General features: G+C 72.5%; 25 protein-coding genes and 1 pseudogene. 14 read left to right on the top strand and 12 right to left on the bottom strand.

All coding sequences use genetic code 11. The features are described from left to right. The 4 genes from F9B16_RS35425 to F9B16_RS35410 form a co-directional block, all read left to right on the top strand. A partial coding sequence (locus F9B16_RS35425) for an alpha/beta hydrolase (protein WP_151544587.1) occupies nucleotides 1-1,522 on the top strand: 1,522 nt, incomplete at its 5' end. 137 nt (nucleotides 1,523-1,659) lie between these two features. Beyond that, nucleotides 1,660-2,502: a GNAT family N-acetyltransferase gene (locus F9B16_RS35420; RefSeq protein WP_151544589.1), complete on the top strand. Its 843-nt coding sequence runs from the start codon at nucleotides 1,660-1,662 to the stop codon at nucleotides 2,500-2,502. A 138-nt stretch (nucleotides 2,503-2,640) separates the two neighbouring features. Continuing rightward, complete coding sequence (locus F9B16_RS35415; protein WP_151544586.1) at nucleotides 2,641-3,564, top strand: XRE family transcriptional regulator; 924 nt, start codon at nucleotides 2,641-2,643, stop codon at nucleotides 3,562-3,564. A 116-nt stretch (nucleotides 3,565-3,680) separates the two neighbouring features. Continuing rightward, a complete protein-coding gene (locus tag F9B16_RS35410; protein ID WP_151544585.1) occupies nucleotides 3,681-4,601 on the top strand; it encodes a hypothetical protein in 921 nt (306 codons plus the stop codon). Between the two features lies 1 nt (nucleotide 4,602). On the opposite strand, the gene F9B16_RS35405 is transcribed toward F9B16_RS35410, so the two are convergent. Together F9B16_RS35405 and F9B16_RS35400 are read right to left on the bottom strand one after the other, a co-directional pair. Next, nucleotides 4,603-5,019, bottom strand: coding sequence for a DUF3037 domain-containing protein (locus F9B16_RS35405; RefSeq protein ID WP_151544584.1), 417 nt, complete (start codon nucleotides 5,017-5,019; stop codon nucleotides 4,603-4,605). Next, on the bottom strand, nucleotides 5,016-5,843 hold the full coding sequence (locus F9B16_RS35400) for a HipA family kinase (protein ID WP_151544583.1): 828 nt from the start codon (nucleotides 5,841-5,843) through the stop codon (nucleotides 5,016-5,018). Before F9B16_RS35400 ends, F9B16_RS35405 begins: the two co-directional genes overlap by 4 nt. Nucleotides 5,844-5,888: 45 nt before the next feature. On the opposite strand from F9B16_RS35400, the gene F9B16_RS35395 reads away from it, so the two are divergent. The 3 genes from F9B16_RS35395 (at nucleotide 5,889) to F9B16_RS35385 (ending at nucleotide 8,313) form a co-directional block, all read left to right on the top strand. Next, complete coding sequence (locus F9B16_RS35395; RefSeq protein WP_192809151.1) at nucleotides 5,889-6,560, top strand: cyclase family protein; 672 nt, start codon at nucleotides 5,889-5,891, stop codon at nucleotides 6,558-6,560. 96 nt (nucleotides 6,561-6,656) lie between these two features. Then, the gene (locus F9B16_RS35390) at nucleotides 6,657-7,397 is read left to right on the top strand and encodes a protein phosphatase 2C domain-containing protein (RefSeq protein ID WP_225992224.1); all 741 of its coding nucleotides are present in this window, start codon (nucleotides 6,657-6,659) and stop codon (nucleotides 7,395-7,397) included. 91 nt (nucleotides 7,398-7,488) lie between these two features. Continuing rightward, nucleotides 7,489-8,313 carry a TIGR03619 family F420-dependent LLM class oxidoreductase gene (locus F9B16_RS35385; protein WP_151544580.1) on the top strand — a complete coding sequence of 275 codons (825 nt, stop codon included), beginning with the start codon at nucleotides 7,489-7,491 and terminating at the stop codon, nucleotides 8,311-8,313. A 34-nt stretch (nucleotides 8,314-8,347) separates the two neighbouring features. Here F9B16_RS35385 and F9B16_RS35380 read toward each other — a convergent pair whose 3' ends face one another. Next, nucleotides 8,348-8,836: a DUF4870 domain-containing protein gene (locus F9B16_RS35380; protein WP_151544579.1), complete on the bottom strand. Its 489-nt coding sequence runs from the start codon at nucleotides 8,834-8,836 to the stop codon at nucleotides 8,348-8,350. Nucleotides 8,837-8,902: 66 nt separating this feature from the next. Between F9B16_RS35380 and F9B16_RS35375 the strand changes: the two genes are divergently transcribed. After that, entirely contained in the window at nucleotides 8,903-9,127 is a 225-nt protein-coding gene (locus tag F9B16_RS35375; protein ID WP_151544578.1) for a hypothetical protein, read from the top strand. Beyond that, on the top strand, nucleotides 9,128-9,760 hold the full coding sequence (locus F9B16_RS35370; RefSeq protein WP_151544577.1) for a PaaI family thioesterase: 633 nt from the start codon (nucleotides 9,128-9,130) through the stop codon (nucleotides 9,758-9,760). 26 nt (nucleotides 9,761-9,786) lie between these two features. Here F9B16_RS35370 and F9B16_RS35365 read toward each other — a convergent pair whose 3' ends face one another. Together F9B16_RS35365 and F9B16_RS35360 are read right to left on the bottom strand one after the other, a co-directional pair. Then, on the bottom strand, nucleotides 9,787-11,124 hold the full coding sequence (locus F9B16_RS35365) for an MFS transporter (RefSeq protein WP_151544576.1): 1,338 nt from the start codon (nucleotides 11,122-11,124) through the stop codon (nucleotides 9,787-9,789). Nucleotides 11,125-11,235: 111 nt separating this feature from the next. Continuing rightward, nucleotides 11,236-11,871 (bottom strand): TetR/AcrR family transcriptional regulator, encoded by a 636-nt coding sequence (locus tag F9B16_RS35360; protein WP_151544575.1) that lies wholly within the window; start codon nucleotides 11,869-11,871, stop codon nucleotides 11,236-11,238. A gap of 173 nt (nucleotides 11,872-12,044) precedes the next feature. Here F9B16_RS35360 and F9B16_RS35355 point away from each other — a divergent pair, with 173 nt between their 5' ends. Further along, nucleotides 12,045-13,025: an AraC-like ligand-binding domain-containing protein gene (locus F9B16_RS35355; RefSeq protein WP_151544574.1), complete on the top strand. Its 981-nt coding sequence runs from the start codon at nucleotides 12,045-12,047 to the stop codon at nucleotides 13,023-13,025. Between the two features lie 129 nt (nucleotides 13,026-13,154). Here F9B16_RS35355 and F9B16_RS35350 read toward each other — a convergent pair whose 3' ends face one another. Further along, nucleotides 13,155-14,303: an FG-GAP and VCBS repeat-containing protein gene (locus tag F9B16_RS35350; protein WP_264159834.1), complete on the bottom strand. Its 1,149-nt coding sequence runs from the start codon at nucleotides 14,301-14,303 to the stop codon at nucleotides 13,155-13,157. Between the two features lie 74 nt (nucleotides 14,304-14,377). Then, nucleotides 14,378-14,584 (bottom strand): annotated as a pseudogene (locus F9B16_RS54270) (FG-GAP repeat protein); the annotation flags it as partial. Between the two features lie 454 nt (nucleotides 14,585-15,038). Between F9B16_RS54270 and F9B16_RS35340 the strand changes: the two are divergent. Together F9B16_RS35340 and F9B16_RS35335 are read left to right on the top strand one after the other, a co-directional pair. Next, the gene (locus tag F9B16_RS35340) at nucleotides 15,039-15,554 is read left to right on the top strand and encodes a hypothetical protein (RefSeq protein WP_151544571.1); all 516 of its coding nucleotides are present in this window, start codon (nucleotides 15,039-15,041) and stop codon (nucleotides 15,552-15,554) included. A 10-nt stretch (nucleotides 15,555-15,564) separates the two neighbouring features. After that, nucleotides 15,565-15,990: a hypothetical protein gene (locus tag F9B16_RS35335; protein WP_151544570.1), complete on the top strand. Its 426-nt coding sequence runs from the start codon at nucleotides 15,565-15,567 to the stop codon at nucleotides 15,988-15,990. Nucleotides 15,991-16,084: 94 nt separating this feature from the next. Here F9B16_RS35335 and F9B16_RS35330 read toward each other — a convergent pair whose 3' ends face one another. After that, nucleotides 16,085-16,585: a hypothetical protein gene (locus F9B16_RS35330; RefSeq protein WP_151544569.1), complete on the bottom strand. Its 501-nt coding sequence runs from the start codon at nucleotides 16,583-16,585 to the stop codon at nucleotides 16,085-16,087. 39 nt (nucleotides 16,586-16,624) lie between these two features. Here F9B16_RS35330 and F9B16_RS35325 point away from each other — a divergent pair, with 39 nt between their 5' ends. Then, complete coding sequence (locus tag F9B16_RS35325) at nucleotides 16,625-17,311, top strand: response regulator transcription factor (protein ID WP_192809148.1); 687 nt, start codon at nucleotides 16,625-16,627, stop codon at nucleotides 17,309-17,311. 46 nt (nucleotides 17,312-17,357) lie between these two features. Further along, on the top strand, nucleotides 17,358-18,701 hold the full coding sequence (locus F9B16_RS35320) for a sensor histidine kinase (protein WP_151544568.1): 1,344 nt from the start codon (nucleotides 17,358-17,360) through the stop codon (nucleotides 18,699-18,701). On the opposite strand, the gene F9B16_RS35315 is transcribed toward F9B16_RS35320, so the two are convergent. The 4 genes from F9B16_RS35315 to F9B16_RS35300 form a co-directional block, all read right to left on the bottom strand. Continuing rightward, nucleotides 18,702-19,199 (bottom strand): DinB family protein, encoded by a 498-nt coding sequence (locus tag F9B16_RS35315; RefSeq protein WP_151544567.1) that lies wholly within the window; start codon nucleotides 19,197-19,199, stop codon nucleotides 18,702-18,704. A gap of 61 nt (nucleotides 19,200-19,260) precedes the next feature. Further along, nucleotides 19,261-19,743, bottom strand: a complete 483-nt coding sequence (locus tag F9B16_RS35310; RefSeq protein ID WP_151544566.1) for an SH3 domain-containing protein — start codon at nucleotides 19,741-19,743, stop codon at nucleotides 19,261-19,263. A 77-nt stretch (nucleotides 19,744-19,820) separates the two neighbouring features. After that, nucleotides 19,821-20,456: a hypothetical protein gene (locus F9B16_RS35305; protein ID WP_225992223.1), complete on the bottom strand. Its 636-nt coding sequence runs from the start codon at nucleotides 20,454-20,456 to the stop codon at nucleotides 19,821-19,823. Between the two features lie 213 nt (nucleotides 20,457-20,669). Beyond that, nucleotides 20,670-21,785 (bottom strand): PIN-like domain-containing protein, encoded by a 1,116-nt coding sequence (locus F9B16_RS35300; RefSeq protein WP_151544564.1) that lies wholly within the window; start codon nucleotides 21,783-21,785, stop codon nucleotides 20,670-20,672. Between the last annotated feature and the right edge of the window lie 995 nt (nucleotides 21,786-22,780).

Here is a 22,780-nt window from a genome sequence, read left to right as displayed (position 1 = left end):
GGCCCCCGCGAGCGCCGCCCCCGGACGGCCCGGACCCGACCCCGCGCCCCGGCCCGCCGGGCTCGCCTGGCACGCCTGCCCCGCCAAGGACCCGGTCGAGGGCACCCGCCTCAAGGGCCTGCAGTGCGCGGCCCTCCGCGTCCCGCTGGACTACGCGCACCCGAACGGCGAGCAGATCACCCTGGCGCTGTCCCGCGCGCGGCACACCGCGAAGAAGAGCCAGGGCGTCATGCTGCTCAACCGGGGCGGGCCCGGCGCGCACGGCCGCGACCTCGCGGCCGTCTTCCGCACGGCGATGCCCAAGAGCGTCGCTGCGTCCTACGACTGGATCGGGTTCGACCCGCGCGGCGTCGGCGCGAGCAGGCCCGCGCTGGTCTGCGACAGGAGCTACCAGGACCCGGGCCACGCGCGTCCCGACACCGTCCCGGAGAACGCCGCCGCCGAGCGGGCGTGGAAGAAGCGGGCCCGCGCCTACGCCCGCGACTGCGCGAAGCGGTACCGGACGGTCCTGCCGCACATGGGGACGGCCGACTGGGTGCGCGACATGGACGCGATCCGCCGGGCGCTGCACCAGCAGAAGATCAACTATTTCGGCTACTCCTACGGCACGTACCTCGGCGCCGTGTACGCCACGACCTACCCGGACCGCGTCCGCCGCATGGTGCTCGACAGCGTCGTCAAGCCCAGCGGCGTCTGGTACGGCGACAACATCGACCAGAACGTCGCGTTCGAGAAACGGATCAAGGCGTACTTCGCCTGGGTGGCCCGGCACCACGCGATCTACAGGCTCGGGAGGAGCGAGGGGCAGGTCGCCGGGGCCTACGCCCGCGCCCGCGCCGCGCTCAAGGCCAAGCCGATCGACGGCAAGATCGGCCCCGACGAGCTCGACGACACGTTCCTCGCCGACGGCTACGGCGACTACGGCTGGGCCCCGCACGCCGCCGCCCTGTCGGCGTACGCCGTCCGGCACGACCCGGGCCCGCTCCGCAAGGCGTGGCAGCGGCCGTCCTGGCTCGACCAGAACAACTACGCGGTCTACAACGCCGTCCAGTGCCGCGACGCCGCCTGGCCGCGCGCCTGGGAGCGCTGGCACACCGACAGCGTCCGCCTCTATCGCGAGGGCTACAAGTTCGAGACCTGGAGCAACACCTGGTACAACGCGCCCTGCGCGTTCTGGGGCGCGCCCGGCGGGCGGCCGCCCAGGGTGGGCGCCGGGTCGTCGGTCGCACCGATGCTGCTGGTGCAGGGCACCGAGGACGCCGCCACCCCGTATCCGGGCGCGCTGGAGACCCACCGCCTGTTCCCGACGTCCCGGCTGCTCGTGCAGGTCGGCGGCGGCAACCACGGGGTGACGCTGTCGGGCGACCGGTGCGTCGACCGCACCGTCGTCGCCTACCTGGGCAAGGGCGCGCTGCCGGCGGACCGGCCGGGCCCCGACGCCACCTGCAAGGCCCCGGCGCCGCCGCAGCCCGCCGCCGCCAAGAAGCCCGGACGGTCCCACCACGCCGCCACGCACAAGTGAATCCGCCGGTGGGGGAGCCGGTGGAGGTACGAGGGCCGGGGACGTCATAGGCTTGTCGGCGTGGTGCTGACAGTGCTGTACGCCGCGCCGGCCGCCGCCGTGCCCGCGCCCGGGTCCGGGAGCCGGTAGCCGTGCGCATGCTGGGGTCGCTGCCGGTCCGGGTCCTCGACGACCGGTACCGCGCGGAGGCGCTCGCGATCCTCGACGCCGACCCGGTGGCCAACGTGTTCGTGGGCTCCCGCGTGCACGCGGCCGGGCTCGACCCCCGCCGCCTCGGCGCCCAGATGTGGGGCTACATGCGCGACGGGCGGCTGTCCGCGCTGTGCTACTCGGGCGCCAACCTGATCCCGGTCGCCGCCGGGCCGGAGGCGATCCGCGCGTTCGCCGAGCGGGCGCAGGCGCAGGGCCGGCGCTGCTCGTCGATCGTCGGCCCGGTCGACGCGGTCGGCGACCTGTGGGAGATCCTCGCGCCGTACTGGGGGCCGCCGCGGGCCGTCCGCGCGTCCCAGCCGGTGATGGCGACCTCCGCCGTCCCGGACGTGCCGGCCGACCCGGGGGTCCGGCGGGTGCGGATGGAGGAGTTCGACGTCGTCTACCCGGCGTGCGTCGCGATGTTCACCGAGGAGGTCGGGGTCTCCCCGAACAGCGGCGACGGCGGCGTGCTGTACCGGGCGCGGGTCGCCGAGCTGATCCGCGACGGCCGCGCGTTCGCCCGCATCGAGGACGGTCGGGTGATGTTCAAGGCGGAGGTCGGCGCCGTCACCCCGCGCGCCTGCCAGGTGCAGGGCGTGTGGGTCCCGCCGGACCTGCGCGGGCAGGGGCTGTCGATCTCGGGCATGTCCGCGGTCGTGCGGGAGGCGCTGCGCGGCATCGCGCCGACGGTGTCGCTGTACGTCAACGACTACAACACGCGGGCGCGGGCCGCCTACCGCCGCGTCGGCTTCGCCGAGCACGGCTCGTTCATGTCGATCCTCTTCTAGCCGCCGGTTCCAGCCGCCGGTTCCAGCCGCCGGTTCCAGCCGCCGGCCGACATTTCCGGAGACGTCGGACTTGTCGGAGCGTGCCGGATCTGCGACGGACGCCTGACTCGATGGCCGATCGGCCGGTACGATCCCGCCGTGGAGTTCGCCGAGGCGTTCCGGCAGGCCGTCCAGGCGAGCGGGCTCACCCTGGAGCGCCTCCGCCACCGGCTCGGCCGGCGCGGGCTGCCCGTCAGCGTGGCCACGCTGAGCCACTGGCAGCGCGGCCGCAGCCGCCCCCGTTCCCGCGCCGCCGTCGCGATCCTGGAAGAGGTCCTCGAGGTGCCGCCCGGCACGCTGACCGGACCGCTGGACGAAGCGGGCAGCGCCCCCGTCGCGCAGCGTGCGGGCGGACCGTCCGGCGCGCCGCCCGCCACGGCGGGCGAGCTGTGGCCCGATCCGCGAACGTACGCCGACCTCGTGGGGCAGCTCGACCGGTCCGGCGACCACCGGCTCGAACGGCTCAGCGTCCACGACGTCTACCGGCTGGACGCGGACGGCCCCCGCTGGACGCTGTCGGTCCGCGCGGTGCTGCGCGCGGCCGGCGACGACGTCGACCGCGTCGTCTGCGTCCACCGGACGGGCCCGGACGCCGGCGCGGGCGACGCCCTCCCGGCCGGGCCCGTCGCCGGGGCGGCGGAGCTGTCGGGCGTCCGGTACTGCCGGCCCGGGCGGGTCCGCGCAGGCGGCGGGCTCATGGCGTTCGAGCTGGTCTTCGACCGCGTGCTCACGGCCGGGGAGACGGCGGTGATCGAGTACGACCTCCGGGAGTCCGGACCGGACCCCGGCGGGCCGCCCGACGGCTACGACCGGCGCTTCTCCCGGCCCGTGCACGACTACGTCGCGATCGTCCAGTTCGGCGCCGGCCGGCTGCCCGCCCGCTGCTACGGCTTCACCGCCGACGGGCCGCGCGCGCCCCGGCGGCGCCTCGGCGAACTGTGGATCGGCACGTCGGGGAGCGCGAACATCGCGGTCGGGCCCGTCCGGCACGGCATCGTCGGAGTCGAGTGGGAGTGGGAGTGACGGAACGGGCGGTCGACTTCGGGGCGGCGGCACCTTACAGTGAGGCCGAAGGTCGTGAACACGCCAGTCAAGGCCGTGAAGCGGGGGCCGGCCGGAGCGGATCCGGAGGCCGAGCAGTGCAGAGCGTCGCGGCGGAGGACGACCTCCTCCAGGTCCTGCGGTACGGGCCGTTCAACGTGGCGCTGCACGCCGCCATCCAGGCGCGCGGCCTCAGCCTCGAAGCGCTGCGCCGCCGGCTCGAGGCGCAGGGCGTCGCCGTCAGCCTGTCCACGCTGAGCTACTGGCAGCGCGGCCGGACCCGTCCCGAACGCGCCGGGTCGCTGCGCGCCGTCCGCGGCCTGGAGGTCATCCTCGAACTGCCCCGGCACTCCCTGCTCACCCTGCTCAAGCCGAACGCCGAGCGGCCGCCGGGCCCGTGGCAGCCGATCGAGGAGCTGTGCCCCGAACCCGGCGTCCGGGACCTGCTCGACGAGATCGGCGGCCACGGCCCGGGCGGCGAGCGGCTGCTCACCGGGCTCAGCCTGCACGACCAGCACGTCATCGGCCGCCACCGGGAGCTGCGCGAGGTCCGCACCCGCGCGGTGTTCCAGGCGCAGCGCCGCGGCGTCGACCGCTGGATCGCCGTCTACCACCACCCGCACGGCGTGCTGCCGGCGTCGCGGACCGCGCGCGGCTGCCGGTTCGGCCGCGTCCGGATGGACGCCTCCAGCGGCCTCATCGCCGCCGAGCTGCTGTTCGACCGGGCGCTCGGCCGCGGCGAGACGTACCTGCTGGAGTACGGCTTCGGGTTCGGCGAGTCCGGGCCGCCCGCCACCGAGGAGGGCCGCGGGTTCCGCACGCCGCAGCACGAGTACCTCATCGAGGTGAGCTTCCACCCGGCCGCGCTGCCCGCCCGCTGCTACCGGACGTGGCGCCCCGACGGCCACACCGCCCTGGAGGACGCCGCCGACCTGCGGCTGTCCAGCTACCACAACGTCCACTTCATCGAGTTCGGCATGCCGGCCGGCTACCACGGCATCCGCTGGGAGTGGTCCTAGCTCAGGTGACGAGGAGGCCGAGGAGGCGGTCGAGCTCGGCGGCGGGGTCCCCGGTGAGGCCGGCGTGCACCGGACCCGGCTGGACGATCGTGCTGCGCGGCGCCGTCAGCCACCGGAACCGCGCGCCCGGCGCCTCCTTCGCGGCCTGCCCGGCGCCCGCGCCGCCGCAGCAGATCGCCTCCACGCCCTTCAGCGCGGACCGCACGCCGTCCAGGTCCAGCGACGGGTCCAGCGCGCGCAGCCGCGGCTCGTCCAGGTGGGTGCGGCAGCCGAGGTAGTCCAGCGCCCGGCAGTACACCACCACGCCCACGTTCATGCTCTCGCCGCGCTCGACCCGCGGGACGACGCGCAGCGCCGCGTACTCGAACACCGTGGGCTCCCCGGCCGCCCGGATGTTGCTCGTGGGGACGTCGCTCACGAGGGACCGCCCAGCCAGCCCGGACGGTTCTCGCCGCGCCGCGCCCCGGTGTCCGGCCGGTGGGCGCTGACGTCCAGGTCGGGCAGCCAGTCGCGGGGCTTGCCGGCGCGCGGCAGCAGGATGTCCACGTACGCGTCGCGCAGCTCCCGCGGGCCGGCGAACTCGGGCTCGTTCTCCAGCCACCGGTCGGGCACCAGCGCGGTCACCTCGCGCAGCAGCCCCTCGGTGATCTTCGGCGCCAGCTCGGCCTCCGCCTCCTCCAGCCGCGTCGCGAACGGGGTGAGCACGTGGTCGTCCACGTCGTAGGGGCCGGCGAACAGCCGCGCGGCGTTCGCCCAGGCGTGGTGGAAGATGAGGCTCGCGCCGTGGTCGATCAGCCACACGTCCCCGTGCCAGACCAGCATGTTCGGGTTGCGCCAGCTGCGGTCGACGTTGCCGATGAACGCGTCCAGCCACAGCACCCGCGACGCGAACAGCCGGTCCGGCCGCCAGCCGAGCGGGTCGAACCCGAGCGAGCCGGGCAGGAAGTCGACGCCGAGGTTCCAGCCGGGGCTGGCCTTCAGCAGGTCCTGCACGTCGGGGTCCGGCTCGTGCCGGCCGATCGCCGGGTCGAGGTCGATGAGCACCTGGTCGGGCACCCGGAAGCCGAGCCGCCGCGCCAGCTCGCCCGCGATCACCTCGGCGATCAGCGCCTTGCGGCCCTGCCCGGCGCCGTGGAACTTCATGACGTAGGTGCCGAGGTCGTCGGCCTCGACGACGCCCGGCAGCGACCCGCCCTCGCGCAGCGGCGTCACGTAACGGATGGCGGTCACATGTGGCAACACGCCGCAACGCTACCGGGTGCGCGCGGGCCCGGGATAATCGGCGGCATGGCCGCTGAGCTGCTCGACCTGTCCGTCCCGATCACCACCGGAATGCCGGTGTACCCGGGCGACCCGGAGGTGGCGGCCGTCCCGGCGCTGACGGTCGCGGACTCCGGTGTGAACGTCTTGCGGCTGCACATGGGGTCGCAGACCGGCACCCATGTGGACGCCCCGTTCCATATCGACGACGCGCTGCCCCGCCTCGACGAGCTGCCCCTCGCCCGCTTCACCGGCCCGGCCGTCGTGATGGACGCGCGCGGCCTCCCTCCCCGCACCCCCATCGGCCCGGACCTGCTCCCGGACGGCCTCGCGCCCGGCGCCGTGCTGCTCATCGCGACCGGCTGGTCGTCGCGCTGGGGCACGGACGACTACCTCGCCCATCCGTACCCGTCGCCGGAGACGGCCGAGGCCGTCGTCGCCGCGGGCGTCCGGACGGTCGGCATCGACGCCCTCAGCGTCGACCGCACCCCGCCGCCCGGCTCGGACGACTTCTCGCTCGCCGCGCACCGCGTCCTCTGCGGCGCCGGCGCCGTCATCGCCGAGAACCTCACCGGCCTCGGCCCGCTCGTGGCCGCGCAGGCCGAGGGACGCCCGATCGAGGTCTCCCTCTTCCCGATCGCCCTCGCCGGCGCCGACGGAGCCCCCGTCCGCGCCGTCGCCCGGCTCGGCGCCCGATAAGGCTCGCGGCGCGCGATAAGGCTCGCGGGGCGGGCGCGACGCGTCCATCATGGGATGCCGGGATGAGCGGAGGGCGGCTCGATGCGGGTTTCGTGGGTGACGGACCAGGGGAGCCCGGAGCGGCTCAACGAGGATTTCGTGGCGGCGGCTCCGGGCGCCGTGGTGGTGCTGGACGGGTGCGGGCTGCCGCTCGGCACCGACCTCGGGTGCGTGCACGGGACGGCCTGGTACGCGCGGTCGCTCGGGACGCGGCTGCTCGCGCGCATGCTGGACGGCCTCGGGCCGCAGGCCGGGCCGCCCGTCGCGCCGCCGGAGGGGGCGCACCGCCCGGCCCGGCGCCCGCTGGTGGCGCGGCTGGCCGGGGCCATCGCGGACGTGGCGGCCGCGCACCGGGCGAGCTGCGACCTGACCGTCCCGACCACTCCGGCGGCGACGGTGCTGGCGGTGCGCCTCCGCGGCGACCTGGTGGACTACCTGGTGCTGGCCGACTCGACGATCCTGCTGGAGCGCGTCACCGGCGAGGTGGAGGAGATCACCGGCGGTCCCTACTACGCCGCGGCGGACCCGGGCGCGGCGGAGGCCGCCATCACCGGGACGGTCCCGGTGGGGGAGCTGCGCCGGGTGCTGATGCTGACGGACGGGGCGACCCGTCTCGCCGACACGTTCGGCGCCACGGGCTGGGACGGCCTGGCGCGGTTCGCGGCCGAGCAGGGGCCCGGCGCGGTCGTCGCGCGGACGCGCGAGGCCGAGCGCTCCGACCCGCAGGGCCGGCGGTGGCCGCGCCGCAAGATCCACGACGACGCGACGCTGGCCATCTGCGCGTTCCCGCACTCCTGACGCACTTCCGATCCCGCCGGGCGGGACGGCGCCGCGAACGCTCCACCGGCCGGCCGTAGGGTGGCGCGGACCGACGGAGAGGGGCCGCCCCATGCGGTTGGGGATCACCATGTTCGCGACCGACCTGACCATGCCGCCGCACGAGCTGGCCAGGGAGGCCGAGGACCGCGGGTTCGCCTCGCTGTACGTCCCCGAGCACACCCACATCCCGGTGGCGCGGGAGACGCCGCCGCCGACCGGCGACGCGGCCCTGGCGCCCGAGTACGCGCGCACCCTCGACCCGTTCGTGGCGCTCGCCGCGGCGGCGGCCGTGACGGAGCGGATCACCCTCGGCACCGGCATCCTGCTGCCCGCGCAGCGCGAGCCGATCGTCACCGCGAAGGCCGTCGCGACGCTCGACCGGATCGCGGGCGGGCGGGTCGCGCTCGGCGTCGGCTACGGCTGGAACGCCGAGGAGGGCGCCGACCACGGCGTCCCGTGGAAGCGGCGCCGCGCCGTCGTGCGCGAGCACGTGCTGGCGATGCGCGAGCTGTGGACGAGGGATGAGGCGTCGTTCAAGGGCGAGTTCGTGAGCTTCGAGCCGAGCTGGTCGTGGCCGAAGCCCGCGGGCCGCGTCCCCGTGCTGCTCGGCGGCGCGCCCGGGCCGACCCTGTTCGCGCACATCGCCGAGTACGGGGACGGGTGGATGCCGATCGGCGGCGCCGGCATCCGCGAGGCCCTCCCGGACCTGCGCCGCGCCTGCGCGGACGCGGGACGCGACATGGTCCCGGTCGTCCCGTTCGGGACCGTGCCGAGTGCGGAGAAGCTCGGCTACTACGCGTCGATCGGCGTCGAGGAGGTCGTGCTGCGCGTCCCGGGAGGCGGCCGGGACGCGGTCCTGCCGGTGCTGGACGAGTACGCCCGCACCTACCTGTGACGGGTCTCGGCACGGGCGGCCGCGTCCTCGGCTGCTAGCGGACCATCCGGAAGCAGAAGAAGGTCGGGAACCGGTAGATCTGACCCTTCCCGGCCTTCACCGCGCCCAGGATCAGGAACACCCACTGCCCGAAGAGCGCCTCCAGGTACGGGAAGGCGAGCGGGATCAGGAACCAGGGGCTCTCGGTGGCGATCGTCACCGGGACGCAGACCGCCCCCACCGCCAGGAAGTGGATCAGCAGCGTGATCTGGAGGTTCAGCGCCTGCGCCGCGTGGAACCGGATGAACGGCGACTCGCGCATCTTCACCAGGTAGATGATCAGCGGCGCGAGGAACGAGATCACGAGCATGCCGACGTAGGCGAAGATCGCCCATGTGGTGTCGTCGTTGCGCGGCGGCGGGTACTGCGGCCCGTGCGGGACGCCGGGCGGCCCGTAACCCCAGCGCGGGTCGTACGGCCCTCCGGGAGGGGGACCCGGTGGCTGCCCGTACGGCTCCCCGTAGGGCGGTGGCTGCTCGGTCACGGGGGATTCCTTCGTGGCTGCGGGGGTTCGTCGTATGAATCCTAAAGTGCGCTACGGCCACGGCCCATGAGGGACGGCGAGCGGCCCGGCGACGGCGCGTGCGCGTCCCCGTCCGGGAGCGTGGACGTGCCGGCGATCCCGGACGCGGCGCCCGCCGCCGTCGCCGGGAAGATCATCGGCAGCGTCCGGCCGAGCCGATCCGGGTGTCCGGTCCGCCCGCTGGGCGGGACCCGGCGCACCGGGCACTCCCGCGCGCATTTTAGAATCTCGTTCGGCTCACAAGGAGGCTGAATGAGCGGGGCGATGACCGAACGGCACATGCTCGGGGAGGACGAGGCGGCGCCGCTGGCCGGGCTCGCCGCCCGGGTCCGCGCGCTGACCGAGGCCGCCGTCCTCACCGGCGTCGGCGCGGACGAGGCGCGCGCCGTCGCGGACGAGATCGCCGCGCTGACCGAGCGGCTCCGGGCTGTGCGGCGGGACGCGCCGCCGTTCCTCGTCACCGACGGGCACCGCATGGACCGGCAGGGCGGCAACCCGGTCACCGGCGTCCTCAACCCGATCGCGCCGCCCGTCGACCTCGACGTCACCGCGGACGGCATCGTCCGCGCCGAGTTCACCCTCAGCGACGTCTACGAGGGGCCGCCGTCCTACGTGCACGGCGGGATGTCGGCGATGGTCCTCGACCAGGCGCTCGGCATGGCCGCCGCGCAGACGGGCGTCGGCGGGATGACCGCGACCCTGGAGCTGCGCTACCGGCGGCCGACGCCGCTCGGCGTGCCGCTGACCGTCGAGGCCAAGGCGAGCCGCGTCGAGGGCCGCAAGATCTACGCGTCCGGGACGATCGCGGGCCCCGACGGCCGCGTCACCGTCGAGGCCACCGCGATGTTCGTCACGCCGCAGCACTTCCTGGTCCACGAGCGCTGAGCGCACCCGGCGGGCGCGCCGGCCGGTCAGGCGGGCGCGCCCGCCTCCCGGACGGCCCGCGCCCGGGCCGGGTCGGGCAGCAGCGCGAGCGCGCCGAGCGTCAGCACCGACGACACGATCATCGCGACCGCGATCGCCCACCAGCCGTAGTCGTGCAGCAGCCACGTCGCGAGCAGCGGCGCCGGCCCGCCCGCGATCACGGACGCGAGCTGGTAGCCGATGCCCGCCCCGCCGTACCGCAGCCGGGTCGGGAAGCTCTCGGCGATCAGCGACGCCTGCGGCCCGTACTGCACCGCGTGCGGGATCTGCGCGACGACCACGGCGATCACCACCAGCGCCGCCGCCTTGGTGTTGATCAGCCCGAAGTACGGGAACGCGATGACCGCGATGAGCAGCGACCCGACCGCGTAGACGCGCCGCCCGCCGATCCGGTCGCCGAGGTGCCCGGCCGCCGGGATCGTGAACAGCTCCAGCACCGCCGCCGCCGTCACCGCGCTCAGCGCCAGCCCCTGCCGCATCCCGAGGTCCTTGTGGATGTACGTCAGGGCGAACGAGGTGAAGATGTAGAACGGCATCTGCTCCGAGCACCGCAGCAGCGCGCTCAGCACGATCTCCTTCGGGTGCCGCCGCACGACCTCGGCGACCGGCACCCGCGCGACCTCCCGCTTCTCCACCACCTCGGCGAACAGCGGCGTCTCCATCACCCGGACCCGCACGAACAGCCCGACCGCGACGAGCACCAGGCTGAACAGGAACGGAACCCGCCACGCCCAGTCGCTGAACGCCTTGTCCGCCGACAGCGCGATGGCCGTCATCATCCCGGTGCCGAGGATCAGCCCGATCGGCACCCCGATCTGCGGCAGGCTCGCCATCAGCCCGGTCCGCCGCCGGTCGCCCCACTCCATCGACAGCAGCACCGAGCCGCTCCACTCGCCGCCGACCGCGATGCCCTGCAGGACGCGCAGCACCACCAGCAGCACCGGCGCCGCCGCGCCGATCGAGTCCGTCCCCGGCAGCACCCCGATGAGCGCGCTGGAGATCCCCATCAGCACGAGCGTGACGATCAGCATCGCCTTGCGGCCGAGCCGGTCGCCCCAGTGCCCGAAGATCGCCGCGCCGACGGGCCGCGCCGCGAACCCGACCGCGTACGTCGCGAACGCCGACAGCGTCCCCGCGTAGTCGCTCGACGCGGGGAAGAACACGTCCTTGAAGACGATCGCCGCCGCGGTGTTGTAGAGGAAGAAGTCGTACCACTCGATCGAGGTGCCGATCACGCTCGACACCGCGGCCAGCCGCACCTGCCGCCGCCGCTCGCCGCCGTCCGCCGCGCGGGCCCGCGCCGCGTCCCCGGGATCAAGGGCCATGGGAGCCGTCCCTTCCCGACCGCCCCCGCCGGTCCCTGCCGTTCGTGACCACGGGGATTCCCCGGGCGGCCCGTCCGGAAACCGCTTTCCGGCCGTTCGGCGGGGCTTCGGTCAGCGCGGCCGGACGAGCGGGAGGAACACCAGGTCGACGATCTCGGCGATGGTCGCGTCCGTGATCGGCTCCGGGCCGTTCATCAGGTGCTCGTTGCGGAGCAGGGCGACGGGCAGGGTCGCGATGCGCGGGACGAGGGACTCCTGCCGCGCCTCCCCGCGGGCGACGGCCCGCGCGAGGACGGTCAGCATCGTGCCGGGCTCGCCGCGGGCGAGTTCCTCGCGCAGGCCGGCCATCGTCTCCGGGTCGCGGCGCGCGTCCATCACCAGGCCGCGGAGGATCTCGGCTCCGGCCGGGGAGCTCATCCGGTCGGCCGCGGCCCGCAGGAGGGCGATGACGTCCGAGCGGAGCGCGCCGGTGTCGGGCGGGCTCTCCGGCCGCACGACGAGCTGCCGGTAGGCGGCGAGGGCGAGCGAGGTGCGGCTGGGCCAGCGCCGGTAGATCGCCGTCTTGTTCGTGCCGGCGCGGGCGGCGACCCGGTCCATCGTGAAGCCGTCGTACCCCCGGTCGGTCAGCTCGTCGACGGCGGCCTGCAGGACGGCCTGCTGGACCTCCGCCGCGCTGCGCCTCGGGCGCCTCGTCCGGTCGCCGTCACCGTGCGCCGGGTCCCGCACGGCGTCGTCGTCCGGTTCCATGGCCGCCCTCCAGAAGACTCGTCAGTACCTTTTCCTCAGCCCAGGCCGTAGATTACGCGGCTCCTGAAGGGACTATAAGTCCCTTGCAAGGGGACTCTCAGTACCTTAAGGTTCGTGGCGGGCGGCCGGCGCGCCGCCCGTGGACCCCGCGTGTGCTTCTGCCTGGGGGAACGATGATCCAGACGGTCTTCAGCAGCGACGAGTTCGCACCCGATCGGCGGTTGGCCGCCTTCGACGACTTCCAGGTCACCAGCGCGCACCCGATGCGCGTCGTGGACGACGGGCCGCGGGCGTTCCAGGCGACGGTGCGGGCGCTCGATCTCGGGGCGGCGGACGTGGTCGAACTGACCTGCTCGGCGGCCGAGGTGCGGCGGCCTCCGCCGCTCATCCGCGCGTGCGACCCGGAGCTCTACGCGGTCGTGTTCCCTTTGCGCGGCCGGATCGTCGTGGACCAGGCCGGGCGCCGGGCCGAATTGGACGAACGCGAGCTCGCGGTCTACGACAGCGGCCGTCCGCTGCGGGTGCGGATCACGGCGGGGGAGCGGCCGGCCAGGCTCGTGCGCGCCCAGGTGGCCCGCACCCTGGTGTCGCACCCGGAGCGGGCCGACCGGATCGTCGCGGTCCCGCTCTCCGGTAGGTCGGGGGTGGGGGCGCTACTCACCGAGTTCCTCGTCCGGCTGACCACGGACGCCGGCACCTACCGTCCGGCCGACGTCCCCCGGCTGGGCGGAATAACGGTCGACCTCCTGAACGCGCTGATCGCGCACCATGCGGACGCCGAACCGCCGGACGACTCATCGCCGCGCGCGCTTCTGCCGAGCATCAAGGAGTACGTGTGGCGGCACCTGCACGATCCCGGTCTGTCGCCGCGTTCGATCGCCGCCGCGCACCACATCTCGGTCAGCTACCTGCACCGGCTGTTCCAGTCGCAGGGCATGGCGGTCGGCGCGTGGATCCGCGGGCTCCGCCTCGAACGCGCGCGCCGCGATCTCGGGGACCCGGCGCTGGACGCGGTGCCGATCCGGCGGATCGCGACGCGCTGGGGATTCAACGACCACGCCACCTTCACCCGCGCGTTCCGCGCGGCCTACGGCATGGCCCCGAGCGACCATCGCCGCCGTGCTCTCGAGTCGGCACCGGGCCGGACCTCGTAGTCCTGCGGCCCGCATAGAGCCGGCTCTGCCACCGCCTCGACGGGCGGCGGCAGAGCCGGATCGCGAGCCGCGCGGCCGGGGCGTAGGTACCGCGCGGCCCGCCGCCGGGTCAGGGCAGGACCCGCCGGGTCAGGGCAGGACCACCCCGCCGAGCTCGGCGCCGCGTCCCTGCACCCCGAGCGTGCTGGAGTAGAACGTGGTGCCTGCGGCGGTGGACACGCCGGACGCGCCGCCGTTCAGCATGTACAGCGCGCCTCCGCCGTCGTTCTCGCCGCTGGCGCCGGCGGTGAGGTCGGCCTTGCCGTCGCCGTTGAGGTCGGCGAGCGACACCTGGGAGCCGAACAGGTCGTTCTGCTCGGCGTGGCCCGTCACGTCCCCGCTGTCCTCGCTGATCTGCTGGGCGCCACTGCCGGTCACTCCGCCCGGCCCGCCGTACAGGACGGTGACCGCGCCCGCCCCGGCGACGGTGCCGATGGCCTCCCCGGGCGCGCCGACGGCGATGTCCGCTCGGCCGTCGCCGTTGACGTCGCCGGTCGCCACGGACGCGCCGAACGAGTCTCCGCGCTCCTCGGTGCCGGGTACGCCGCTGGTGTCCTGGTCGAGGACGGTGGCGGCGCCGACCCCCGACGCGGTGCCCGGGTACACCCGGACCTGGCCGCCGCGGTCGGTGTCCACGCCCGCGACCAGGTCGGGGCGCCCGTCGCCGTCGACGTCGCCGGCGGCCAGCGCGTGCGCCGGCGCGTCGGACGAGGTGTACGCCGGGGTGTCGGCGAGCCCGGTCGAGGCGCCCTTGTAGACGTTGAGCCGCAGGGACGGGTCCTGCCCGTCGATGCCGTCCCAGACGTAGGCGTACGCCAGGTCGGCGTGACCGTCGCCGGTGAAGTCGGCGGCGGTGGTGGACACCCGGACGGTCTCGCCCTTCCCGCTGCCGACGGCGGTGGTCGTCCCGGCCAGGTCGCCCGAGGCCAGGCCGCGGTAGAGGGTGAAGGAACCGCGGCCTCCGGCGATCAGATCGGGCCTGCCATCACCGGTGACGTCGGCGGCGCTAACGGTGACCGGGCCGTGGTTCTCGCCGCCGTCACCGGCGCCGAATGCCACGGCCCTGGACGACAGGCCGCTCGCACTGCCGTAAACGACGGTGATGCTGCCGCCTATCCAGGGACCGTTGGAATTCTCGCCGTCGGCGACCACGGCGAGGTCGGCGTAACCGTCGAGGTCGAAATCGGCCGAGGCGAGGGAGGCGCCGAATCCGTCGTCCGCCTCCGAGCCGCCCGGGATCCCGGCGCTCTCCTGCGAGATGACCTGCGGTGGGACGAGTCGGGGCCGGACGCGCTCCCGTAGACGACGGTGACGAACCCTGCCCGGGCGGCGCCGTTCGCGCTGCCGAGCGGGCTGCCGAGCGCCAGGTCGCGGTGGCCGTCGCCGTTGAAGTCGCCGGGCTGCGCGGGCACCCGGGGAGCGGCGTGCGCGGGCACGGCGGACAGGCCCGCCGTGCCGGCGGCCGCGGCCGTGACCGCGGCGAGCGCGGCGCCGCGCAGGCGCCGATTGCGTCGAGTCATGGGCACATCCTTCTGGCGGGGTGAGCCTAATCGAGAATGGATCGCGCAGGGAGGAAGACGAATCAGGCAGCGCCCGGAGAACGGTTCACCTGCGCCGAGACGCCAAGACGCCCGTATGGAGGCGCGCCGAGCCCGCCGCATTTCGCATTTCCCCCGTTGATCACTCCGGAAAGCTAACAGGAGAAGGCGCGGCGGGCTTTGACGATGAGCGGACACCGCTTGACGATCGCTCCACGCCCGCCTCGCCGTGAGGCCGCCGCGGGGCCGCCGCGGGGCCGGTCTCCGTTGACGGGACCATCAAACAGACAATACTGTCTGAGTGATGGCGGGGGCCGGGCGTCCCCGCGCGTGTACCGGACGTGTACCGCCATCCGCCATCGTGCTCGCTGAGGCTCTGTCACCGATCGGAGGAATGATGGACGGGGCGGCGACTACGACGATCCCTCCCGACGACGTGACCGGCGCGGCCGCGCGGCACGGGTTCGGCGCACTCTCCGACGTCCGGCGCGAGGTGACCGCGACGACGGCCATCGCCGGCGGCGCCGCGACCGCCGTGGTGTGCGTCCTGCTCATGTGGCTGCTGTCGCTCGTCCCCGGGTCCACGGACGTGTTCTCCTGGGTCCACTCGCTGGCGTACCCGATCCACTTCGTCCTGCTGATGGGCTTCATCTGGGGGATCGTCTACGCGATCCGCGGCCTGACCGTCGGCTCCCGGGCGACGTACCTGTTCGAGGGCGGGCTGGTCGCCCGCCGCCGCAGCGGCCCGCTGGTGATCGCCTGGGGCGACCTCGCCGCGGTGAAGGCCGTCTACAAGCGCAAGCAGGGCGACGAGGGCAAGGTCGCCGGCTACAAGGTCGAGGGCCGCGACGGCACGACCATCCCCGTCCCGCTGCTGCTGACCGGCGGCCGGGACGCCTTCATCGACCGCATCATCGCCGAGGCCGGCTCGCGCGGCCGCCCGGTCACCTGAGGGAGAGCACATGACGGAGCCGCAACCCGCGCCTCACTACCAGCAGCCCCCGCAGCAGGCCCCGCAGCAGGCCCCGCACTACCAGCAGCCTTCGCAGCCCCCTCCGCACTACCAGCAGGCACCGCCCCAGCAGCAGGCGTCCCAGCAGCAGGCGCCGCAGGACCAGCAGGTTCCGCACTACCAGCGGCCCGCGCCGCAGACGCCGCACTACCAGCAGGTCAGCGACGAGCAGCGGCGCATCTGGGACACCAAGGGCAAGCGCGGCATCGGCTTCGGCGCCGTGTGGTTCCTCGCCGGCCTGCTCATCACGCTCATCACCTACAGCAACGCCTCCGGCCCGAGCGGCGGTGTCTATGTCGTCGCCTGGGGCCCCATGCTCTACGGCGGCTACCGCATCATCTCCGGCTACCTCATGCTCAAGAAGAGCCAGCAGTAGCGGCAGCGGGCCAAGGGCGGGCGGCCGGGCGCACGGGCCGCCCGCCTTTCCGCGCGCGCCCCCGCGCTGTCCTGCCGCGCGGTCGCCGCGCGGGTCAGTACTCGTAGACCTTGACCGACGCCGGATGCTGGTACCAGGTCGCCACGATCGACGACGTGTGCTTGTCGGTGAGGAAGTCGACGCGCAGCCAGCCGTCCGCCTCCGTCACGCGCGTCTCGTAACCCGGGTTCGGCGTCGCCGACACCAGCTTCACGCGCCCGCCCGTGAACGCCAGCGCCGCCTGCCCGCCGCGCGTCGCGAAACTGCGCACGTTCCCGGTCGGCTTCTGCTTGGACGGCCTCCCGGACGGCGACGGGGATCTGCTGGGCGTCGGGCCCTGGTCCTCGCCCGCCGCCGGACGCGGCGCCGACGTCGGCGACCCGACGCTCGTCGGCGGCCCCGGCAGCGTCGACGGGCTGCCGTGGATGACCGGGCCCGCGATCGGCGGCGGAGCCGACCGCTCCGACACCGCCCCGCGCACGACACCGCGCACCCCGAGCCAGGACAGCGCCACCGCCACCGCGGTCGCGACCGCCCACGGGGCAACATACGACATCGCCCGACGCATCGACACATGGTGGCATACGGTTCCGGCATGGCGAGTGTTCTGGTTGTCGAGGACGACGCGAACGTCCGTACCGCCTTGATCCGCGAACTGAGCGCGCGCTCGCACGTCGTGCGCAGCGTCGGCACCGCGATGGACGCGCTCCGCGAGGTCACCCAGTCGCCGCCGGACGTGGTCATCCTCGACCTCGGGCTGCCCGACCTCGACGGCGCCGAGGTGCTGAAGATGCTGCGCGGCGTGTCCGACGTCCCGGTCATCATCGCCACCGCACGCGACGACGAACCGGAGATCGTCCGGCTGCTCAACGCCGGCGCCGACGACTACCTCATCAAGCCGTTCTCCGCCGAGCACCTCAGCGCCCGGCTCGCCGCGGTGCTGCGCCGCTCCGCACGGTCCGGGCCGTCCGCCGAGATCAGCGTCGGCGGCCTGCACATCGACCTCGACCGCCGCGAGGCCCGGCTGGACGGCGCGCCGCTCGAGCTGACCCGCCGCGAGTTCGACCTGCTCGCCTACCTCGCCGCCCGGCCCGGCCGCGTCGTCGCCCGCCGCGAACTGCTCGCCGAGGTGTGGCGGCAGGCCTACGGCGACGACCAGACCATCGACGTCCACCTGTCCTGGCTGCGCCGCAAACTCGGCGAGACCGCGGCGGAACCCCGCTACCTGCACACCGTCCGGGGCGTCGGGGTCAGGCTGGCCGAGCCCGGCCCCCGCGCATGAGCCGTGACCCGGGCACGACGCCCCCGCACGAGGAACGGGCCTCGCGATGAGACGCACGCTGGTGCTGGTGTCGCTCGCGGTCACCTCGATGGTCGCGCTCGCCTTCCTCATCCCGCTCGCGCTGACCGTCCGGGAGATCGCCCGGGACCGCGCCCTGACGACCGCCGAACGGCAGGCCAGCGCGCTCGGCCCCGTGCTCGTCGTCACCGAGGACCCGGCCGCCCTCGAACGCGCCGTCGCCAGCACGCAGGCCGGCGCCGCCGGGCGCATGACCGTGCACATGCCGGACGGCACGCTCGTCCCCAAGCGCAAACCCGGCGAACCGGCGGCGCACGCCGAGCAGCTCATGGAGGCGGGCCGCCGCGGCCGCTCCTACACCGCGCGCGTCTCCGGCGGGTACGCGCTGCTGCAGCCGGTGTCGCTGGACGCCGGCCGCACCGCCGTCGTCGAGGTGTTCCTGCCCGACGGCGACCTCACCCGCGGCGTGTGGAAGGCGTGGCTGGTGATGACCGCCGTCGCCGCCGCGCTCGTCGCCGGGTCCGTCGCCGTCGCCGACCGGCTCGGCAACCGGATGATCCGCTCCACCCGCCGGCTCGCCGAGGCCGCCGCCGCGTTCGGCGACGGCGAGATGTCGGTCCGGATCGAGCCGGACGGGCCGCCGGAGCTGATCGAGGCCGGCCTGGCGTTCAACGCGATGGCCGACCACGTCGTCCAGCTGCTGTCGGCCGAACGGGAGATGGCCGCCGACCTGTCGCACCGGCTGCGCACGCCGCTCGCCGCGCTGCGCCTCAACGCCGAGGCGCTCGGGAAGGGACCCGTCCCCGACCAGACCCGCGACGCCGTCGACCGCCTCGAACGCGAGGTCGACCAGATCATCCGGACCGTCCGCCGCCCGACCGGGCGCGGCAGCTGCGACGCGTCCAAGGTGCTGCGCGACCGCGTCGGGTTCTGGTCCGTGCTCGCCGAGGACGAGGGCCGCTCCTGCGAGCTGATCGGCGCCGAGGGCCCGGCGCCGCTGCCGCTGCCCGGCACCGAGCTCGCCGCCGCCGTGGACGCGCTGCTCGGCAACGTCTTCCGGCACACCGCCGAGGGCACCGGCTTCGTCGTCACCCTCCACCAGGGGCAGGGCGTCACCGGCATCCTCGTCGCCGACGGCGGCCCCGGCATCGCCGACCCGGACGCCGCCCTCAAACGCGGCAGCAGCGGCGGCGGCTCCACCGGCCTCGGCCTCGACATCGCGCGCCGCGCCGCCGAGTCGACGGGCGGCTACCTGCGCATCCACCGCAGCGTCCTCGGCGGCGCGCAGGTGCAGATGTGGTTCCGCACCAAGTGGCTGCCCCCGGCCCGCCGCTCCCGCCGCCTGGTCCGCCGCCGCCACTCCCGCACCTGATCAGTCCCGCACGTGGTCGCCCGTCGCGCCGTCGATCAGCTCCCGGACGACGTCCATGTGCCCGGCGTGCCGCGCGGTCTCCTCGATCATGTGGATCAGCACCCAGCGCAGCGACACCGTCGGCCCGAACCACGCCGTGCCCGTCGCGTCGAGGTCCAGCTCGCCGATCACCGCGTCGGCCCCGGCCCGCGCCCGCTCGTAGAACGCGACGATCCCCCCGGTGGTCTCGTCCGCCTCGACCCGCAGGTCCATCTCGGGATCGTCGTCGGACAGCGGCAGCGGCTCGGTCCCCCGCCCGAACGTGTGGCAGAACCAGAAGTACTCCATCGCCGCCAGGTGCTTCGTCAGCCCCAGCAGGCTCGTCCCCGACGGCGTCACCCGCCGCCGCACCTGCTCGTCGTCGAGCCCCTCGAGCTTCCACGGCACCACGTCCCGGTGCCGGTCGAGGCTCGCCAGCAGGCTTTCCTTCTCGTCGCCGAGGAACGGCACATCCTTCATCGCTGGACCGTACCAGCGCGGGGGCCGGCGCCCGCCCGGAGCACCGGCCCCCGCCGCCGCGTCAGTGGCAGTCGGAGTACCTGATGTACCACTTGCCGTTCCCGTCGCCGGTCTTGTAGTCGGCGATCCAGAACTTGTCCGGGAGCCGCACCCACAGGTACCCGTCCCTGCGCTGGACGGTGTCCCAGTCCGTGGTGACCTGGCTGCCGTGCTTGAGGACGCGGACGACCCGGTACCGCAGCCCGGGCCCCTCCCGCAGGTTCAGCCCGCCCGACGGCAGGACGCGGCCGTGGCACCACCGCTGCCGCAGCTCGTCCCGCACCATGAGCCGGTGCATCGCCTTCGCGGCGCCCTTGGCCCCGACCTTGATGGCGCCCGGCCCGTGCCCTTCCTCATTGTCGTGCGGCGGCTTCGCCTGGGCGCCCTGCTGCGCCGGCCGCGGCGGCGGCTGCTCGCCGGCACCCGCGGCCCCACCGGCCCCCAGCACCGTCCCCGCAAGCGCGACCCCGGCCACCCCCACACCGAGCTTGATCCCTACATGCATCCGTTCTCCTCCGTACGAACCGACACGCGGACGCTACTCAGGGTGACAGATGGCGACCCCAAAGTGACAGCACCAGTTCAGCGCCCAGGTTCTTCCAAAGGCGGCAGGTAGGGACGGAAGTGGTCGGCGACGATGTCGGCAACGGCCTCAGCGTCGCGCGTGCCGTCGACTTCGATGACGCGGACACCGAGGCGCCGCGCGGACCGGACGGCGTCGTCGGCCACAAGGCGGTCCCGCCCGAGCCGATTCCGCTGCGCCCGGTCAGGGTCGCTGACGCCGTGCCCGACGCCCGTGGTCCGGGGAAGCTCGCGCAACTGCCGTTCGCGGAACGCCTCGGTGGGCACCATGACGACCATCTGTCGAGGCGACTCGACGATCGGCGCGACCAGCTCAGGCCGCAGCCCCCAGCCTTCGGAGACGATGGGACGCCCTGAGACCAGCGCACGCAGATCGTCCAAGGCCCATTCAAAGCGAACGGGAAACCCGGCGAGCGTCTCAGCAGCCATCTCCCGCGGAGTGGTGTTCACCCACGCGGCATCAGGATCCGGCGCCTCGGGCGACTGCCCAAGCCTGACCCGCCGCGCAACCCGCCGATCATCGTGCCCCCGAGCATCGTGGTAGTCGTAGTGGTAAGCAGCCAGCCCATACCGAACGGCCAGCAGCCTCGCCACGGTGGTTTTCCCGGCCCATTGCCCACCGCCAATCCACAGCACCCGCCGAAGCGTCCCGAACGGATCCCAAACCCCACCACCCTCACCCACAAAAATCCCTTTCCGTTAGCCTCGAGAAACCAGCACGGGCGACGGGGCTACGCGGTCTTGACGGTTGCTGTTCATATGCTCGGCACAGTCGCGGATCTCGGACTTGAGTTGGGATCTCCGTGATTTTCATGCTGATCTTTGCTGGCGTGGAGACCTCTATCGGTTTCAGGAGTCATCATCTGAAGCTGTCTCGACTATTTCTTGGAAAGTTTCGTGAGTAATGCGCGTCACATCGAGACCGAAAACACGCCCACTCGCCAACTCTACGTCAATGGTCTTGGAATTCCGCGTTCGCGCGTAATGAACTATCGGGCCTTCTTGTTCGACAAGTTCCCAGAAGCGTAATTCCCCAGGTGACTTGGGTGTAGGGCGCGCCTGCTGTACGGTCGCATCACTCACTCTTACCCCAAGGTATTTACGTGAATAGAGAAGAAAACTTTGAACATTGATGAGGAGAAAGGGCATGCCACTTTCTGATTTCATCTCTGCGACCAATTCTGGGCGTGGACCGACCTTCTTACCCAAGTCCTCTCGCACCCAGTCGGGCTTGCGATCATTGGTCACCAACGTGACCGGCAACCTCCTGCGGACGGCTTCGTCTATCAGTTGACGCCAAATGAGATAGTCTCCGATTGCTCGCTCGGGCTCCTTCTTGTGATCGGAGTAGCCGGGTGGAATTGCGGCTTGAATTCTACGCCTCCCCTCTTCTGTGTGGGACCTTAGGTCATCCGGTTCGGCGCCTACCTTGTCAGCTAATACTTTCTCTAGAGAGTCTAGGATAAAGTCGCCCCTTATTGAACCGTCCACACTCAAGTCAAATTTGTAGTATTCGCAAGCCTGTCCGATAATTTCGTCACTGGCTTTAGTGCTCATCATCTCTAGGCTCGCCATCTGTTTCGGAGTAAAGCCGCGACGCTTGCCGAATTCCCGCAGGGTTCGACTAATGTTTTCAAATGCCTTATTGAGGTCTTCCCTTAATTTATCGTTGGCGGTTGAGCATTCTTTGATGACCGTCAGGCGATGTTCAAGGAACTCCTGGCCCACGCGATTGGGAATCCAGAGTCGGGTTTCCAGGCTCTGGAGTGCCGAGAGGTACTCTTTACGAGCTCGATAGTTGAGTCGGTAGACATCGAGCAGGGCGTTGGTGTCGAAGGCGACCAGACCGTGAGTGATGAAGCGCTTGATCTCTTCGTCGTTGGGTGGAAAGTAGCCAGGAAATCTATCTCGCAGGCCACCTGTACCATCAAGATGATCTTCCTGGTGAGGATCGTGCCTTTGCATCCAAGAAGGCTAGCGAGTATCAGGCCGGCGTACATCCGATTTTGGTGTGTGCGACCTATATCAGTCCAGATGGACGATGCACCCCTGGATGTGATCGTCAGGGTGGCGGCTCTGAAGATCAGAGGAGTGGTAGAGGGGTGGCATGCGTCGCCGTCGCCCCTGGTGGTTTCCTGTTCTTTTGTGTGATTGACTCAGCTGAGATTCCTGATGTCGCATAGATGGAAAAATGTTCTCTTTGAGGGAATTTGTAGCGCCATGAGCGGCGAACATATGAAAGCCTCAGTCGCGGCCCAGATGGGTGGGATTGTGACCGAGTGCTGTGGATTCGCGCGGGCGAGGACTGCTCCACGGTGGTGGTGATTTGTTTTGATCTCGGTTGTCGATGTTGCTTCTCGGCTAGATCCCGTTGAGGGACGGGGCGACCCGGGGCCGTCCAGGCTCCCTAGCTACTCGGCGAGTGTCGCTTGTTCTGGGGTCTGCTCCGCTTCGCTGTGCGCCGAGTTGAGGTGCCCCCACGGTGGTGCGTTGGATGTACCGCAGTGGTGCGGTGGGCGTTGCGGCAGCGCGGGTGAGGGTCATGAGAAGTCGGACGAGCCAGCTAGGTCGAGCGTCGGCCATGCGCTTACTGGGCAGCCTACGACGGCCGTGGGACGCGCCGTGTGCCAGGTTGGCGCGTGCTGACGTCACGATGCCTACGGCGGGGCTCCATTTTGATGAGGATGGGGGCTGGTTGCTTCAGGCGGCTTGCGCCGAGGATGACCGTGGATGCTGCCCAGGTGAGGCCGTCCACTATGAAGGGGGACGAGGTGTGCGGTGGTGTTTGTCTCGCTGTGGGAGTTCACCGGTGCGAGAGCCGGTGTGAGGCGGGCTAGAGCCTGTCCGGTAGATCTTGGTGTTTTGCTGAGGACGATCTGGTGGGTGTGGGTTGATGGTGTGTCGTGGTGCGACGGCATGAGTTGACCGATGCGGCGTGGCGGCGGATCGAGCCGCTTTTG

The sequence above is a fragment of the Actinomadura montaniterrae genome, assembly GCF_008923365.1.
In the GTDB taxonomy this organism is placed as follows: domain Bacteria; phylum Actinomycetota; class Actinomycetes; order Streptosporangiales; family Streptosporangiaceae; genus Spirillospora; species Spirillospora montaniterrae.
Note: the sequence above shows the minus strand (reverse complement) of the source record. Positions and strands in the feature narration are given on the sequence as shown.

Coding starts and splice junctions, on each gene's coding strand:
- F9B16_RS35420 (WP_151544589.1), top strand. CDS start 1,660: ATGCTGGGGTCGCTGCCGGTCCGGGTCCTCGACGACCGGTACCGCGCG.
- F9B16_RS35395 (WP_192809151.1), top strand. CDS start 5,889: ATGGCCGCTGAGCTGCTCGACCTGTCCGTCCCGATCACCACCGGAATG.
- F9B16_RS35385 (WP_151544580.1), top strand. CDS start 7,489: ATGCGGTTGGGGATCACCATGTTCGCGACCGACCTGACCATGCCGCCG.
- F9B16_RS35375 (WP_151544578.1), top strand. CDS start 8,903: ATGAGGGACGGCGAGCGGCCCGGCGACGGCGCGTGCGCGTCCCCGTCC.
- F9B16_RS35370 (WP_151544577.1), top strand. CDS start 9,128: ATGAGCGGGGCGATGACCGAACGGCACATGCTCGGGGAGGACGAGGCG.
- F9B16_RS35365 (WP_151544576.1), bottom strand. CDS start 11,124: ATGGCCCTTGATCCCGGGGACGCGGCGCGGGCCCGCGCGGCGGACGGC.
- F9B16_RS35360 (WP_151544575.1), bottom strand. CDS start 11,871: ATGGAACCGGACGACGACGCCGTGCGGGACCCGGCGCACGGTGACGGC.
- F9B16_RS35355 (WP_151544574.1), top strand. CDS start 12,045: ATGATCCAGACGGTCTTCAGCAGCGACGAGTTCGCACCCGATCGGCGG.
- F9B16_RS35335 (WP_151544570.1), top strand. CDS start 15,565: ATGACGGAGCCGCAACCCGCGCCTCACTACCAGCAGCCCCCGCAGCAG.
- F9B16_RS35330 (WP_151544569.1), bottom strand. CDS start 16,585: ATGTCGTATGTTGCCCCGTGGGCGGTCGCGACCGCGGTGGCGGTGGCG.
- F9B16_RS35325 (WP_192809148.1), top strand. CDS start 16,625: ATGGCGAGTGTTCTGGTTGTCGAGGACGACGCGAACGTCCGTACCGCC.
- F9B16_RS35320 (WP_151544568.1), top strand. CDS start 17,358: ATGAGACGCACGCTGGTGCTGGTGTCGCTCGCGGTCACCTCGATGGTC.
- F9B16_RS35315 (WP_151544567.1), bottom strand. CDS start 19,199: ATGAAGGATGTGCCGTTCCTCGGCGACGAGAAGGAAAGCCTGCTGGCG.
- F9B16_RS35310 (WP_151544566.1), bottom strand. CDS start 19,743: ATGCATGTAGGGATCAAGCTCGGTGTGGGGGTGGCCGGGGTCGCGCTT.
- F9B16_RS35300 (WP_151544564.1), bottom strand. CDS start 21,785: ATGCAAAGGCACGATCCTCACCAGGAAGATCATCTTGATGGTACAGGT.